Genomic DNA, 14,890 nt, shown 5'->3' with positions numbered 1-14,890 from the left:
CCTCGGGGGTTGGGGATCGCGGCGCGGGGTCGCCTGCGATTGCGAAGAGTCTACCGGCGGCGCGCCACCAGGGCACATTCAGCGGGCAACGCCCGGATCCGGCTCCACCTCCACGATCGCGTGCTTGAACTCGGGCATCGCCGAGATCGGGTCCGTGCTGGCGCTGGTGAGCAGGTTGGCGCTGGCGTCGCCTGCGAAGTGGAACGGCAGGAAGACCGTGTCGGGCCGGATGTCGGTGCTGAGGCCGATGATCGCGATCACGGAGCCTTGCTCATTGCGCACTCGTACCCGATCGCCGTCGCCGAGCGAGCGGTCCCGCGCGGTGGTCGGGTGGATCTGGGCGACCAGTTCCGGATGCTCCGCCGCCAGTTCGGGCACACGACGCGTCTGCGCACCCGACTGGTAGTGCCCCATCAGCCGCCCCGTCACGAGCGCGAGCTCACGCCCGGTTGCCTGCTCGTGCGCGATGGCGCGCACCGGGACGAGCCTGGCGCGCCCGTCCGGATGGGCGAAGCGGTCGAGGAACATTCTGGGCGTCCCCGAGGACCCGGCAGGGAACGGCCAGTGCGCGGCGACGCCGGTATCGAGCATCCGGTGGCTGAGCCCCGAGTAGTCGGCTCTCCCGCCCTCGGACGCCTGCGCGAGCTCGTCGAACACGTCGGACGGGTCGAGCTGCCATCGGCCCGGAGCCCGGAGACGGGCCGCCAGCTCGCGGAAGATCCACAGCTCGCTGCGCGCTCCCGCGGGCGGCAGCGTCGCCCTGCGCCTGCGCAGCACCCGCCCGTCGAGGTTCGTCATGGTGCCCTCTTCCTCCGCCCACTGCAGCACCGGCAGCACGACGTCGGCCATGGCCGCCGTCTCGGAGAGGAAGAAGTCGCTCACCACGAGAAGATCGAGCCGTGCCAGCGCCTCGCGCACGCGGGACACATCCGGTGCGGAGACGGCCACGTTCGAACCGTGCACGAGCAGCGCGCTGACGCCCTCCGGAGTTCCTGCCGTGCGCAGCAGCTCAGCGGCAGGAACGCCTGGACCGGGGATCGTCGCCGCGTCCACGCCCCATACCTCGGCGACGTGAGATCTGGCATCCGGATCGGTGATGCTGCGGTAGCCGGGGAGCTGGTCGCACTTCTGGCCGTGCTCGCGGCCGCCCTGGCCGTTGCCCTGCCCGGTGAGCGTGCCGTAGCCGCTGCCTTCGGTTCCCGGCAGACCGAGCAGCAGCGCGAGGTTTATCGCAGCAGTCGCAGCATCGGTTCCGTCTGCGTGCTGTTCGACGCCGCGACCGGTCAGGATGTACGCCGAGCCCGCTTCGGCGAGCAGATGAGCGACGCGGCGCAGAGCGGCGACGGGAACTCCAGTGACCTCCGCCGTGCGCTGAGGCCACCACGACGACACCGACCGGCGCAGCCCATCCAGTCCCGTGGTGCGCGCCTCCAGGTACTCGCGATCATGCAGCCGCTCGGCGAGCACGATGTGGCACAGCCCGAGCAGCAGCACGAGATCGGTGCCGGGCGCCGGCTGCAGATGCACTCCCCCGCCGTCGCCGGTCATCTTGGCGGTCGAACTGCGCCGCGGGTCGACCACGATCAGCCCGCCGCGAGCTCTGGCGCCCTGCAGGTGCGAGGCGAACGGCGGCATCGTGTCGCCGACATTCGATCCGAGCAGCAGCACGGCGTCTGCCTCGCCGAGGTCCGAGACGGGGAACGGCAGCCCGCGGTCGAGCCCGAACGACCGGTTGGCGGCCGCAGCTGCCGACGACATGCAGAACCTGCCGTTGTAGTCGATGCGCGAAGTGCCCAGGGCGATGCGGGCGAACTTGCCGAGCTGGTACGCCTTCTCGTTGGTGAGGCCTCCGCCGCCGAACACACCGATCGCGTCCGCGCCGTGCCGTGATCGCACCCCGTCGATCCGGTCGGCGATGAGATCGAGCGCCTCGTCCCATCCGGCCTCGTGCAGCTCGCCGTCTGCGCCGCGGATCAGCGGGGAGGTGAGCCGGTCACTCGACCCCAGCAGCTCAGCGGACGTCCATCCCTTGCGGCACAGACCGCCGCGGTTGGTCGGGAAGTCGCGTCCCGCGACCGTGACAGGTGGCCCGTCTGCACCGGATACCGGGCTCAGCGTCATGGCGCACTGCAGGGCGCAGTAGGGGCAGTGCGTGTCGACGGCCGGATCGTTCGCGCTCACAGCGGCGACGCCTCCAGTTCCTCGAGCATCCGGGTGATGCGTCCCCGGCAGGTGCCGCATCCGGTTCCCGCTCTCGTGCACGAGCCGACGTCTGCGACGGTGTCGCATCCGTCCGTGACGGCGTCCTCGATGGCGCCGGCGGTCACCGCGTTGCACACGCAGACGGTCTCGTCGCGACCGGTCGCGCGCGGGGCTGCGTCGTCGTCTGCGTCGAGGCGCAGCAGCAGAGAGCGGTCGCTCGGCAGCTCGCCGCGGCGCGCGTAGAGCACGCTCAGTTCGGCTCCGGTGCGCGGCATGCCGACGCTGACGAATCCGGTGAGGACCCCGTCGCGGGTCACCATCTTCGTGTAGGCGCCGTGATCCGGATCGGCCCACATCGACACGCCTGGGCCGGTCTCGCCCCTCGGCACGGGCGCGAACGGGTCGACGTCGACGTCGCCTGCGGCGACCACGTCGATGCCCTTCACCGACACCACTGCCGGCACGTCCTCTCCGAAGGCCTCGATCTGTTCGGCGCCCACGGCATCCGCGGCGATCGAACGCGCCAGCCATTCGGCCTGGCGCCATCCGGGACCGATCAGCCCGCTGGGAGCGCCTGGCACTGCTGCGTCGTGCAGGTGCGCACGCTCGGCCATGTGGGCGCAGTCGCCGATGGCATGGACGCTCTCGTCGCTGAACGATCGCAGCCGCTCGTCGACGAGCACGCCCCGCCCTGTGCGCAGGTCGGCGGCGACGGCGAGGTCATCGCGGGCCGTGACACCGCAGGACAGGATCAGCACATCGCCTGGGATGCGTTTGCCGTCGCCCGAGACGAGAGCGCTGAAGCGGCGCGATCCGGCAGCGGACTCCTCCGTCACGATCGCCTCGGCCCGCGCGTGCGGCACGACCTCGATGCCTGCCTCGGCCAGGACGGCGGCGGTCACGGCACCCGACCCGCGATCGAGCTGTCTGGACATCGGAATCGGACCGAAGTGAGCCAGCCGCACCGCGATCCCCGCCCTCGCCAGCAGCAGCGCCAGCTCGATGCCGAGCACGCCGGCGCCGAGCACGACAGCGCTGCCGCCGTGGGAGGTCAACTCGCGCAGCCTGTCGGCGTCGTCGAGCGAGCGCAGCGCCATCACGCCGTCGACGAGGCGATCGTCGAGACCGGATGAATCACGCCCGACGGTGTGCAGACCGTCCAGTCGAGGTACGTTCGCGCGAGCTCCTGTGGCGAGCACGAGGCGGTCGTATCCGATCGGCGCACCCTGGTCGAGTTCCACGGTGCGCGCCTCGCGGTCGATCGCGATCGCCCGTCGCCCGCGCAGGATCGCGATGCCGGATGCGGCGAGCTCCACCGTGTCGGCCATGTCGAGATCGCCGCGCTCTGCCTCACCCACGGCGTACTCCGCCGTGAGCACCCGGTTGTACGGGTCCTCACGCTCGGCGCCGATGATCGTCAGAGCCACGAGGCCGTCGCGCACCTGCGGAAGGAGCTCCTCCGCGAACCTGACGGCGACCGGGCCGAAGCCGACCACCACGACGCGCATCGATGCCGGCATCAGATGCGGGCCCCGGCGAAGGCGCCGCGCCGCGTGGCGTAGACGGCGAAGGTGATACCCGCCAATACCAGGTAGACGACGACGAATCCGATGAACGCCGCCTCATAGCCGCCCGTCGCGGAGTGCGAGGCGCTGAGCACCTGCGGCACGAGGAACCCGCCGTACGCACCGATGGCCGAGATGAGGCCGAGTGCCGCGGCGGAGGCTCGCTGCGTGCCCACCTCACCGCCGGAGCGCGCCGCGAACACGCTCGGGATCATCCGGTACGTCGCCCCGTTGCCGATGCCTGTGGCGGTGAACAGGAAGAGGAAGCACAGCAGGAACGTCCAGAACCCGGCGACCGGAAGCGTCACGATCAGGGCGACGGCACCGGCAGCCATCAGGAGGAAGCTCGCCGCGGTCATCCGGGCACCGCCGAAGCGGTCGGCGAGCCTGCCGCCGTACGGGCGGGTGAGGGAGCTCACGAGCGCCCCGAGGAACGCCAGCGATACGGATGCCGTGCCGATCTGGAACGTCGAGAAATCGGGGAACTGGTCGGCGATGAGCTTCGGGAAGACACCGGCGAAGCCGATGAACGAACCGAAGGTGCCGATGTACAGCAGCGCCAGCAACCACATATGCGGTTCGCGCAGGGCCTGCGCCGAGGCGGAGAAGTCGGCCTTCGCGCTGGTGATGTTGTCCATGAATCGCCACGCGCCCCACACGGCGATGAGGATGAACGGAATCCACATCCAGCCGGCAAGCGCCAGGTTGAGCGAGGCCGCGGCCCCCACCGTGACGACGATCGGCACGGCGAACTGGGCGACCGCTGCGCCCACGTTGCCGCCGGCGGCGTTGAGCCCGAGTGCCCAGCCCTTCTCGCGCTGCGGGTAGAAGTGGGTGATGTTCGCCATCGAGCTGGCGAAGTTGCCGCCGCCGACGCCTGCGGTGGCCGCGACGACCAGCAGCATCCAGAACGGGGCGTCGGGGTTCTGCACGACGATGCCGAGCAGCATTGCGGGGATGAGCAGCAGGCCGGCGGAGATCATCGTCCAGTTCCGCCCGCCCACGATGGCGACCATGAACGTGTACGGGAACCGCAGGGTGGCGCCGACGAGGCTCGGCAGCGAGATCAGCCAGAACGATTCGGCCGTGGTCAGCTCGAAGCCGGCGGACGGCAGCATCACGACGACGATGCTCCACAGCTGCCAGACCACGAAGCCCAGGAACTCGGCGAAGATCGACCAGCCCAGGTTCCGCCTGGCGATCCGCCTGCCGTGGGACTGCCAGAACGCGGGGTCCTCCGGTGTCCATCCGTCGAGCCAGCGGCCGGGTCTCATTGTCGGTGCGTGCGCGGGTGTGGGGCCTGTGATGGTCGAGGTCATGCCAGCTCCTACGCGGTCGGGGATGTGCTCCCGACGCTAGAAGCTCGGTGTTTCCCTGCCACGGCCGGCACGTTTCCTCGCCGTCAACGTGCTGTCACTCGGCACGGGAGGGGACGTGAGAACGTCGTCACACACGCGTCACATTCGGTGGGATCTGACGCGAAAACGGCGTTCCGCGTGCTCGTGCACGCGGAACGCCGTTCGTTCGTCAGGTCTGTGCCGGTCAGCGACCGGTTCCGGCGTAGACGGTGGCCTCGATCTCGCCGTCCAACCCGTAGGCGGTGTGCACGGCGCGGGCGGCCTCGTCGAGGTCTTCGGCGGCGACGAGCACCGAGATCCGGATCTCGCTGGTCGAGATCATCGCGATGTTGATGCTCGCCGAGCGCAGCGCGTCGAAGAGCACCTGCGAGACGCCCGACGTCGTGCGCATCCCCGCGCCGACGACCGAGAGCTTGCCGATCTGGTCGTCGAAGATGAGGTTCTCGTATCCGAGCTTCTCCTTGTCGTCGGTGAGACGACGCACGACCTCGTTCGAGTCGGGGCGCGGAAGAGTGAAGGAGATGTCGGTGCGGCCGGCGGAGGCCGACTGCACGTTCTGCACGATCATGTCGATGTTCGCGCCGGTCTTCGCCACCAGCGCGAAGATCTCGGCTGCCGAGCCCGGAACATCCGGAACACCGATCACCGTGATCTTGGCCTGGCTCCGGTCAGTGGCGACGCCCGCGACGAGCGGCTCCTCGTTGCCGATGGCGTCCGACTCGGTACCGTTGGCATCCGACATTTTCTCTCCTCTTGCTGCGCGGGGATCTCTCATCCCCTCACCGAGAACGTAGGTTCCCTCGTTCGATGTGAAGGTTGAGCGGGCGTGGATCAGTACGCCGTGGCGGCGGGCGTACTCCACCGCCCGGATGTACAGGACCTTCGCGCCGTTGGCCGCGAGCTCGAGCATCTCTTCCGAGCTGACCGTGTCGAGCTTGCGCGCCATCGGCACGAGCCGCGGATCGGCCGTGAAGATGCCGTCGACGTCGCTGTAGATCTCGCACACGTCGGCGTTCAGCGCGGCAGCGAGCGCGACGGCGGTGGTGTCCGAGCCGCCGCGGCCGAGCGTCGTGATGTCTTTGGTGTCGCGGTTGAAGCCCTGGAAGCCCGCGACGATGACGATCGCGCCGTCGTCCAGCGCGTCGCGCAGGCGGACCGGGGTCACGTCGACGATGCGCGCCGAGCCGTGGTCGGCCGTCGTGAGCATGCCGGCCTGGCTGCCTGTGAAGGAGCGGGCTTCGAAGCCCATCGAATGGATCGCCATGGCCAGCAGTGCCATGGAGATGCGCTCACCGCTGGAGAGCAGCATGTCGAGCTCACGGGGCGCGGGCATCGGCGCGACCGCGTTCGCGAGGTCGAGCAGCTCGTCGGTGGTGTCGCCCATCGCGCTGACCGCGACGACGACGTCATTGCCCGCTCTGCGGGTGTCGACGATGCGCTTCGCCACGCGTTTGATGCTCTCGCCGTCTGCGACAGACGATCCGCCGAACTTCTGAACGATCAGGGCCACTAATCTCTCCCGGGTCGCGGATGCGAAGGTCACACCCGATGCCCAATCGTATGGGGGTGCGCCCGAACCGGAAAATTCACAGCGTTTCGCAGACCCGCGTTTCCGGCGCCTCTGAGCCGTGCGAGGGTGCGTGTTCGGGGCTTCGCCCCTTCAACGCTCAATCGTTCGGCACACGAGCGCAAACGCTCGGATGCCTCACTCGATCGCGTGCAGCGCAAGGCAGAGGAGGGAGTCGACCATCAGGTCGGGGACCGACGACAACGCCGCGATGTGCGTGCCCTCGCGCGGCTCAGCACGCTCAGAGGCGGCGGCGGCCTTCGAAGGCACGCCCCAGAGTCACCTCATCGGCGTACTCGAGGTCGCCGCCGACGGGGAGGCCGGATGCGAGGCGCGAGACGGCGATCTCCATCGACGTGAGCAGGCGACTGAGGTAGCTCGCGGTGGCCTCGCCCTCGAGGTTCGGGTTGGTCGCGAGGATGACCTCCTTGACCTCCCCATCGGCGAGGCGCTGCATCAGCTGCGGGATGCGCAGGTCGTCAGGGCCGACGCCCGCGATCGGACTGATCGCGCCGCCGAGCACGTGATACCGGCCGCGGAACTCGCGAGTGCGCTCGATCACCGACACGTCCTTGGCGTCCTCGACCACGCAGATCACTTCGGGGTCGCGACGCGGGTCGCGACAGATCCCGCACCGCTCCTGCTCCGAGACGTTGCCGCAGATGTCGCAGAAGCGCACGCGCTCGCGCACCTCTCCCAGCAGTTGGCTGAGCCTGGACACGTCGAAGCTCGGCGTCTGCAGGATGTGGAATGCGATGCGCTGGGCGGACTTCGGCCCGACTCCGGGGAGTCTGCCGAGCTCGTCGATCAGTTCCTGGACGATGCCGTCGTACATGTGGGTGTCCTCGGGGTCAGGTCGGCCGGTCGGCCGGGTCAGGAGAAGCGCGCGGTCGCTGGTGGGTCGTACGGTTCCTCGTGCAGGAACGTCGCGCCGAGCATCTGCCGCACCACGGCCTCGCCGCGACGCTCGACGCCGTCAGGAACGTACACCTGGCGCCGCTGCACGGTGGGACGGCTCGGATCATTCGGTTCGCTCGGCACTGGCGGCTCGTCGATCGGCGGCTCGGGCTCGGGATGCGGTTCCGGCGGTGCGAACGCCCCTGGCGCAGCGGGAGCGGGTGCGGGTGCCGCCGAGGCGGCGGGTGCCGCGGGAACGGTCGACTCGGCAGGGGCTGCGGACGCGGGAGCGGAAGCGGCGGGAGCAGCCGACGCCGCGGGAACAGTAGCGACGACCTCGGGTGCCGCGTCCGCCGCGGGCGGTTCCGTGTCGACCGGGTCGGGAGCCTTCAGGTTGACGCCCCAGTCAGTCGGGCCAGCGACCGGCGCGGCGCTCGGCGCCGCCGGTGCAGGTGCGCCGTCTGCGCCGTCCGCGGATGTCGCCGGCGCGACAGTCGTGTCGCTGCGAGCCGTGTTCGGAGTGCTCGCAGCGCCTGGCGCAGCATCCGACGCGCCGGGATGCACATCGGCATCAGCAGAGCCGCTCGATTCGCGGGCCGGCTCCGTGACTGTGGTCGTGTCGCCCGCCGCCCCGGGAATCGCCGCGACGGCCCACTCGGTCACGGGAGCGCCCGTTCCGCCCGTCTGCGCCGATGCGTCCGCAGTTCCGCCGCGATGCGCGGTCGCTGCCGTGTCTCCGGCTGGCGCGGGTCGCTGACCCGCTGGTGTGCTCGACCCCGCCTGCGGGCTGTGACCGGCGCTGCCGGATGACGACCCGCTCTCGGGGCGTGCGTAGGCGTCGTCGTACGACCCCGGCTCGGGGTCGTCGTCTGGCGGCGGCACTTCGTCAGACGGTGCTGGTGTCTGGGGCTCGACCCGCGCGAGGTACTTCACACGCACGCCGAGCACCTCGACGATCGCGTTGCGCAGGTCGTCGGCCGGGGCCCCCTTGAACCCCGACATGTGCCGCTGCGAGGGGAAAGCCATCATCACGACGTCGCCAGGGCGCACCTCCGCGGCGCGCGACTGGCCGACCAGCTCTGCGCTCTGCGGAGCTGTGGTTCTCAGCCCATCGAGGATGCGAGGCCATGCCTCGTTCAAGCGCGCGAGCGTCAGCGGACCGGCAGGCGCCTCGTCTGCAGACGCCTCGTCCGCAGGCGCCGAGGCGCCTGGGCGCTCTGCGCCTGCGGTCTGCGCGGGCCGTTCGGCGGAGTCGCCCGGCGCTGTGCCCTGCGGCGAACCGTCAGCGGGTGCCGCCTGCGCCGACCCGGATGTCGCGGGGGCCTGCTGCGCCGTGCCGGGGGCGACGGTCGCCCATCCGGCGGCAGGGACGTCGTCGAGCCTCGGATCGACGCCGGTCTCCGGCACGTTCCTCTGCGGCAGCGGGCGAGGGCTCTGCCGGCGTCCTTGCTGCGTCGCCGCGCGGCCCCGGCGGACCTTCGCTCGCCCCATCGCCTCGTCGTCGACGTCTCGTCAGCGGGCGCCGCCAGCTGCCGGGGCGGCGATTCGACGCTGCCGCGTCAGGCGATGCTGCTGGCGAACGCCGAACTCCGGGGCCGGTGTCGGGTCGGCGGCGGCAGGCGGCTCCTCGGCTTGCTGCCCGGTGCGCGCGCCTGTCGGATCGCTTGGAGCGGCCGGCCTGGGCAGCGCCGGGCTGCGGGCAGCGGCGTCGGGTCGCCGGTCTGCGGGCGCAGGAGGCGGCGCCGTCGGAGCCGCGGGAACTGCGGTGGGGTTCCCCGGTGCGCGGCCGGAGCGGGCCGAGCGCTCGCGGGCCCGAGCGGCCGGGCCCCGGAGCCTGCGGCCGAGCGCGGAGGCGACTGCTGCCCGGCGCGGCAGCACCGGGCTGCATGGCGGCGCGCGCGACGGTGCCGCGGCACCGCGCCTCTCCTCCCGCGAGCGCGGGCGGCGCGCCGGCGGCGCTCGCCGCTCGCAGCGCGGTGAGCACCGCGCGGATCATCAGTTCGAGCTGCAGGCGAGGCGCCGTCGCACGCCATCTCGTCGAGCGTTCGCGCTGACGAGTTCGGTGCGCGACAGCCGCTCCGAGCCGAACGCCTGCGCCTGCACCGACATGGCGCCGAGCTCGTCCGTCGGTGTTCCCGCACGCACGGCTGCCGCCCCGCGCCGTTCGCCGCGATGATGATGAATCTCGCAGACGCTCGAGCAGGTCGTCGAGAAGCCGCGGATCCTGCCGTCTGCACGACGACTGCTGACCCGCGAGAACGCCGCTCCTGCGTTCGTCGGATGCGAACGCCTCACGACGCCGTCGAGCAGCTCGCGTGCGTGTAGCCGAGCAGCGCGACCGCCGCTCGTACCCGACGGACGCACCGTCCGGAACCGGGATTCAGGCTGGTCAGGATCGAGAGCGTGTCGCGCGGCGACCCACCACCTGACGACACGAGCGGGCAGCACGCCAGGCTCGACGGCGATGCCTCCTGAGCGCACAGGCTCTCGACGTACTCGAGCATGCCGCCGCCGGAACGAGGCGGACGTGTAGTGGTTGCGGGCGGGACCGGATCGTGCCATCACCTTGTCCGGCTCGTCGTGGCGAAGATGAAACTTCACATGCTCGGCGGCTCCTCGACGAGCTTCAGCAGCGCGTTGAGCCTGCGGCGTCACCATGTGCCCTCGTCGAGGATGAAGTCTCGTAGCGGTCGCGGCTCGGTGCGAAACGGCGCGCTCACGCAGATCGCGCGCATCGTCGACACCGTTTGTGGCGACCGCGTCGATCTCGATGACGTCGAGGATCCGCCGCCCTGCGCGAGAGAGTTCGACGCAGCTGTCGCAGTGCCGCACGGTGTGTCCGTCGACCTTCTGACAGTTCAGGCAGGCAGCGTGCCAGGATGCGCGCGGACGTCGTCTACCGCACCCGCGCGGGGCCGGAGAACAGTAGCATGCCCGATGCGGTCGCCTCTCAGCGCCGTCATCAGCGGGTCGGTCACCTGGGCCTGCCCGATCATCTCCCCGAAAGTCTCTGCTCGTAGCGGCGATAAAGGGCGGTTGTCACTCCCCAGCCTACGCGTACACCGACACCGACACGGCGGAGGCACGCGGCGGAACAATCTCCGTCCGCGGCTTGGCTGAGCATGACCGACACCAGCCCGCCCCCGCCCGCCTCGGAATCGACTCTTGGCTCGACGTCGGTGCCCGGGGTGCGCGCTCGGCGAGCGCCGTCTCCGCTCGGTATCTCTGACCTCCGTCAGGCGAGGTCGACGACGTGCGCTCCACTCGTCCAGCTCGACCCGAATGCGCCGGAACGCGCGACGATGTCGCAGGCGGAGTACCTCGCAGTCCGCGCCTCGACCGAACGCCTTGAGGCGAGCAACCGCCATCTCAGCGACGCGGCGAGCAGGTCGGCTTCCGCTTCGACCACGCAGCCACCGTGCCGCGAACACGTTCACGGCGCACCGATGATCCAAGCTGGCCACCGCTCACGGAGTCCAGGCCGCCGTCGTCGACGCGCTGCTCGTGGTACTTCCAGAACGGCGTCGACGTGGGCGATGCCGCCGCACTGAGGGAGGTCGTCGTCTCCGCCGGCCTCACCCTGTGACGGCCGACGAGGTGCTCGCCGACCCCGCGCCTACGCCGACGATGTGCTAGGCACATCGCCCAGGCGTCCTCTCTTGGCATCCAGGGCGTTCCTTCTACGTGCTCGACGGCCCTACGGCATCCAGGCGCCCAGCCCGCCGAAGTTTGAACAGGCCTCACCCAGGTGTACTACGAGGCTCAATCCGAAACCGGCCAGCCGGCTGAACCTCGTCGGCGAAGCAGGGCACCGCCTGCGGCCCCGACGGCTGCGAGCTAGTCACCGCTCTACGACCAGAAACGCCGCGACCGGGATTCGAGCTCGTCATCGGGTGCACGACGTCTCCGTGACTGGTGGGCGAGGGTGGCGCAGCGCAACGTGCCGTCCTGCGCTGCAGTCCGGAGAAGCGCTTCACCGTGGGCCGGCCGCTTCGCACCGTCCTGGTCGCGAGCGCGACGGTGAGCGGCCCATCCGTGCCGACGACGAAACCTCGCCGCACGCTCAGCTCGACGGGCTCTCCCGATTGAGCACGATCGGATCGCTCGCGCGTGATCGTCACCGGATCTGCGAGCCCCACCATGCAGCGGGAACGACAGCTCAGGCCAGTCGGCGGCAGGCGCGGATCGAGCGACGCGCCGCCGCCGTGGTGCGCATTCCGCGAATCCGTTCACGAGGCCGTCCACACCCGCCGGGCAGATGCGACGTGCACGCCGCCGACGCTATTGCTGTGCAGGTCGGCGAGGTCGACGACAGTGCGTCTCGAGTACGAGACTAGAGATAGTGATCTCTCTTTTTTTTCTTTTTTTTTCCCCTCCCTCCCTTTTTTTTTTTCCCGTTTTTGTCGGGTTGTTGAGAGAGATCACTATCTCTAGTCTCGTACTCGAGACGCACTGTCGTCGACCTCGCCGACCTGCACAGCAATTGCGTCGGCGGCGTGCACGTCGCATCTGCCCGGCGGGTGTGGACGGCCTCGTGAACGGATTCGCGGAATGCGCACCACGGCGGCGGCTGTCGTTCGATCCGCGCCTGCCGCCGACTGGCCTGAGCTGTCGTTCCCGCTGCATGGTGGGGCTCGCAGATCCGGTGACGATCACGCGCGAGCGATCCGATCGTGCTCAATCGGGAGAGCCCGTCGAGCTGAGCGTGCGGCGAGGTTTCGTCGTCGGCACGGATGGGCCGCTCACCGTCGCGCTCGCGACCAGGACCTGTGCGAAGCGGCCGGCCCACGGTGAAGCGCTTCTCCGGACTGCAGCGCTGGACGGCACCGCGCTGCGCCACCCTCGCCCACCAGTCACGTTAGACGTCGTGCACCCGATGACGAGCTCGGATCCCGATCGCGGCGTTTCTGGTCGTACAGCGGTGACTAGCTCGCAGCCGTCGGGGCCGCAGGCGGTGCCCTGCGCCGCCGACGAGGTTCAGCAGGCTGGCCGGTTTCGGATTGAGCCTTTCGTACACCTGGGTGAGGCCTGTTCAAACTTCGGCGGGCTGGGCGCCTGGATGCCGTAGGGCCGTCGAGCACGTAGAAACGAACGCCCTGGATGCCCAGAGAGGACGCCTGGGCGATGTGCCTCGCACATCGTCGGCGTAGGCGCGGAGTCGGCGAGCACCTCGTCGGCCGTCACAGGGTGAGGCCGGCGGAGACGACGACCTCCCTCAGTGCGGCGGCATCGCCCACGTCGACGCCGTTCTGGAAGTACCACGAGCAGCGCGTCGACGACGCCGGCCTGGACTCCGTGAGCGGTGGCCCCTTGGATCATCGGTGCGCCGTGAACGTGTTCGCGGCACGGTGGCTGCGTGGTCGAAGCGGAAGCCGACCTGCTCGCCGCGTCGCTGAGATGGCGGTGGCTCGCCTCAAGGCGTTCGGTCGAGGCGCGGCCTGCGAGGTACTCCGCCTGCGACATCGTCGCGCGTTCCGGCGCATTCGAGTCGAGCTGGACGAGTGGAGCGCACGTCGAACCTCGCCTGACGGAGGTCCGAGATACCGAGCGGAGACGGCGCTCGCCGAGCGCGCACCACGGGCACCGACGTCGAGCCCAGAGTCGATTCCGAGGCGGGCGGGGGCGGGCTGGTGTCGTTCATGCTCAGCCAAGCCGCGGACGGAGATTGTTCCGCCGCGTGCCTCCGCCGTGTCGGTGTCGGTGTACGCGTAGGCTGTGGAGTGACAACCGCCCTTTATCGCCGCTACGACCAGAGACCTTCGGGGAGATGATCGGGCAGGCCCAGGTGACCGACCCGCTGATGACGGCGCTGAGAGGCGACCGCATCGGGCATGCTACTGTTCTCCGGCCCCGCGCGGGTGCGGTAGACGACGTCCGCGCGCATCCTGGCACGCTGCCTGAAACTGTCAGAAGGTCGACGGACACCCCGTGCGGCACTGCGACAGCTGCGTCGAACTCTCTCGCGCAGGGCGGCGGATCCTCGACGTCATCGAGATCGACGCGGCCGCCACAAACGGTGTCGACGATGCGCGCGATCTGCGTGAGCGCGCCGTTTCGCACCGAGCCGCGACCGCTACGATCTTCATCCTCGACGAGGGCACATGGTGACGCCGCAGGCTCAACGCGCTGCTGAAGCTCGTCGAGGAGCCGCGGAGCATGTGAAGCTTCATCTTCGCCACGACGAGCCGGACAAGGTGATGGCACGATCCGGTCCCGCACGCAACCACTACCCTTCCGCCTCGTTCCGCCGGCGCCATGCTCGAGTACGTCGAGAGCCTGTGCGCTCAGGAGGCATCGCCGTCGAGCCTGGCGTGCTGACGGCTCGTGTCGTCAGGTGGTGGGTCGCCGCGCGACACGCTCTCGATCCTGACCAGCTTGCATCGCGGTTTCGGACGGTGCGTCCGTCGGGTACGAGCGGCGGTCGCGCTGCTCGGCTACACGCACGCGAGCTGCTCGACGGCGTCCTGAGGCGTTCGCATCCGACGATCGCAGGAGCGGCGTTCTCGCGGGTCAGGAGCCGTCGTGCAGACGGCAGGATCCGCGGCTTCTCGACGACCTGCTCGAGCGTCTGCGAGATTCATCATCATCGCGGCGATCGGCGCGGGGCGGCAGCCGTGCGTGCGGGAACACCGACGGACGAGCTCGGAGCCATGTCCGTGCAGGCGCAGGCGTTCGGCTCGGAGCGGCTGTCGCGCACCGAACTCGTCAGCGCGCACGCTCGACGAGATGGCGTGCGACGGCGCCTCGCCTGCAGCTCGAACTGATGATCCGCGCGGGGCTCACCGCGCTGCGCTCGGCGAGCGCCGCCGGCGCGACGCCCGCGCTCGCGGGTGGAGAGGCGGGGTGCCGCGCCACCGTCGCGCCCGCCGCCATGCAGCCCGGTGCTGCCGCGCCGGGCAGCAGTCGCCTCCGCGCTCGGCCGCAGGCTCCGGGGCCTGGCCGCTCGGCCCCGCGAGCGCTCGGCTGGCTCCGGCCGCGCACCGGCGAACCCCACCGCAGTTCCCGCGGCTCCGACGGCGCCGTCTCCTGCGCCCGCGGACCGGCGACCCGACGCCGCTGCGCACAGCCCGGCGCTGCCGAGGCCGGCCGCTCCAAGCGATCCGACAGGCGCGCGCACCCGGCAGCAAGCCGAGGAGCCGCCTGCCGCCGCCGACCCGACACCGGCCCCGGAGTTCGGCGCTTCGCCAGCAGCATCGCCTGACGCGGGCAGCGTCGAATCCGCCGCCCCGGCAGCTGCGGCGCCCGCTGACGAGACGTCGACGACCGAGGCGATGGCGGCGAGCGAAGGGTCCGCCGGGGCC

The 14,890-nt window shown here is 70.4% G+C and carries 10 protein-coding genes and 1 pseudogene; 3 read left to right on the top strand and 8 right to left on the bottom strand.

Annotation, left to right across the window (positions count from 1 at the left end; translation table 11 throughout):
- Positions 1-78: 78 nt before the first annotated feature.
- The 8 genes from CIK77_RS15500 to CIK77_RS17765 form a co-directional block, all read right to left on the bottom strand.
- Positions 79-2,181, bottom strand: a complete 2,103-nt coding sequence (locus CIK77_RS15500; protein WP_258861484.1) for a molybdopterin oxidoreductase family protein — start codon at positions 2,179-2,181, stop codon at positions 79-81.
- The gene (locus CIK77_RS15495; protein ID WP_181861426.1) at positions 2,178-3,710 is read right to left on the bottom strand and encodes an FAD-dependent oxidoreductase; all 1,533 of its coding nucleotides are present in this window, start codon (positions 3,708-3,710) and stop codon (positions 2,178-2,180) included. Before CIK77_RS15495 ends, CIK77_RS15500 begins: the two co-directional genes overlap by 4 nt.
- Positions 3,711-3,721: 11 nt before the next feature.
- Complete coding sequence (locus CIK77_RS15490; protein WP_087053951.1) at positions 3,722-5,086, bottom strand: MFS transporter; 1,365 nt, start codon at positions 5,084-5,086, stop codon at positions 3,722-3,724.
- Between the two features lie 223 nt (positions 5,087-5,309).
- A complete protein-coding gene (locus CIK77_RS15485; RefSeq protein WP_087053952.1) occupies positions 5,310-6,635 on the bottom strand; it encodes an aspartate kinase in 1,326 nt (441 codons plus the stop codon).
- A gap of 298 nt (positions 6,636-6,933) precedes the next feature.
- A complete protein-coding gene (recR, locus tag CIK77_RS15480) occupies positions 6,934-7,527 on the bottom strand; it encodes a recombination mediator RecR (protein ID WP_087053953.1) in 594 nt (197 codons plus the stop codon).
- Between the two features lie 38 nt (positions 7,528-7,565).
- Positions 7,566-8,996: a hypothetical protein gene (locus tag CIK77_RS15475; protein ID WP_114347279.1), complete on the bottom strand. Its 1,431-nt coding sequence runs from the start codon at positions 8,994-8,996 to the stop codon at positions 7,566-7,568.
- A gap of 588 nt (positions 8,997-9,584) precedes the next feature.
- Positions 9,585-10,190, bottom strand: a complete 606-nt coding sequence (locus CIK77_RS15470) for a hypothetical protein (protein WP_147271156.1) — start codon at positions 10,188-10,190, stop codon at positions 9,585-9,587.
- 634 nt (positions 10,191-10,824) lie between these two features.
- Positions 10,825-10,998, bottom strand: coding sequence for a hypothetical protein (locus CIK77_RS17765; protein ID WP_181861425.1), 174 nt, complete (start codon positions 10,996-10,998; stop codon positions 10,825-10,827).
- Positions 10,999-11,007: 9 nt separating this feature from the next.
- Between CIK77_RS17765 and CIK77_RS17760 the strand changes: the two genes are divergently transcribed.
- The 3 genes and pseudogenes from CIK77_RS17760 to CIK77_RS17945 form a co-directional block, all read left to right on the top strand.
- Positions 11,008-11,175, top strand: a complete 168-nt coding sequence (locus CIK77_RS17760) for a hypothetical protein (RefSeq protein WP_181861424.1) — start codon at positions 11,008-11,010, stop codon at positions 11,173-11,175.
- A 2,342-nt stretch (positions 11,176-13,517) separates the two neighbouring features.
- Positions 13,518-13,697, top strand: a complete 180-nt coding sequence (locus tag CIK77_RS15465; protein ID WP_114347277.1) for a hypothetical protein — start codon at positions 13,518-13,520, stop codon at positions 13,695-13,697.
- Between the two features lie 773 nt (positions 13,698-14,470).
- Positions 14,471-14,890 (top strand): annotated as a pseudogene (locus CIK77_RS17945) (hypothetical protein); the annotation flags it as partial.

The organism is Microbacterium sp. JB110, from assembly GCF_003335195.1.
Taxonomy (GTDB): Bacteria; Actinomycetota; Actinomycetes; order Actinomycetales; family Microbacteriaceae; genus Microbacterium.
This window is presented reverse-complemented; position numbering and strand designations above follow the sequence as displayed.

Coding starts and splice junctions, on each gene's coding strand:
- CIK77_RS15495 (WP_181861426.1), bottom strand. CDS start 3,710: ATGCGCGTCGTGGTGGTCGGCTTCGGCCCGGTCGCCGTCAGGTTCGCG.
- CIK77_RS15490 (WP_087053951.1), bottom strand. CDS start 5,086: ATGACCTCGACCATCACAGGCCCCACACCCGCGCACGCACCGACAATG.
- recR (WP_087053953.1), bottom strand. CDS start 7,527: ATGTACGACGGCATCGTCCAGGAACTGATCGACGAGCTCGGCAGACTC.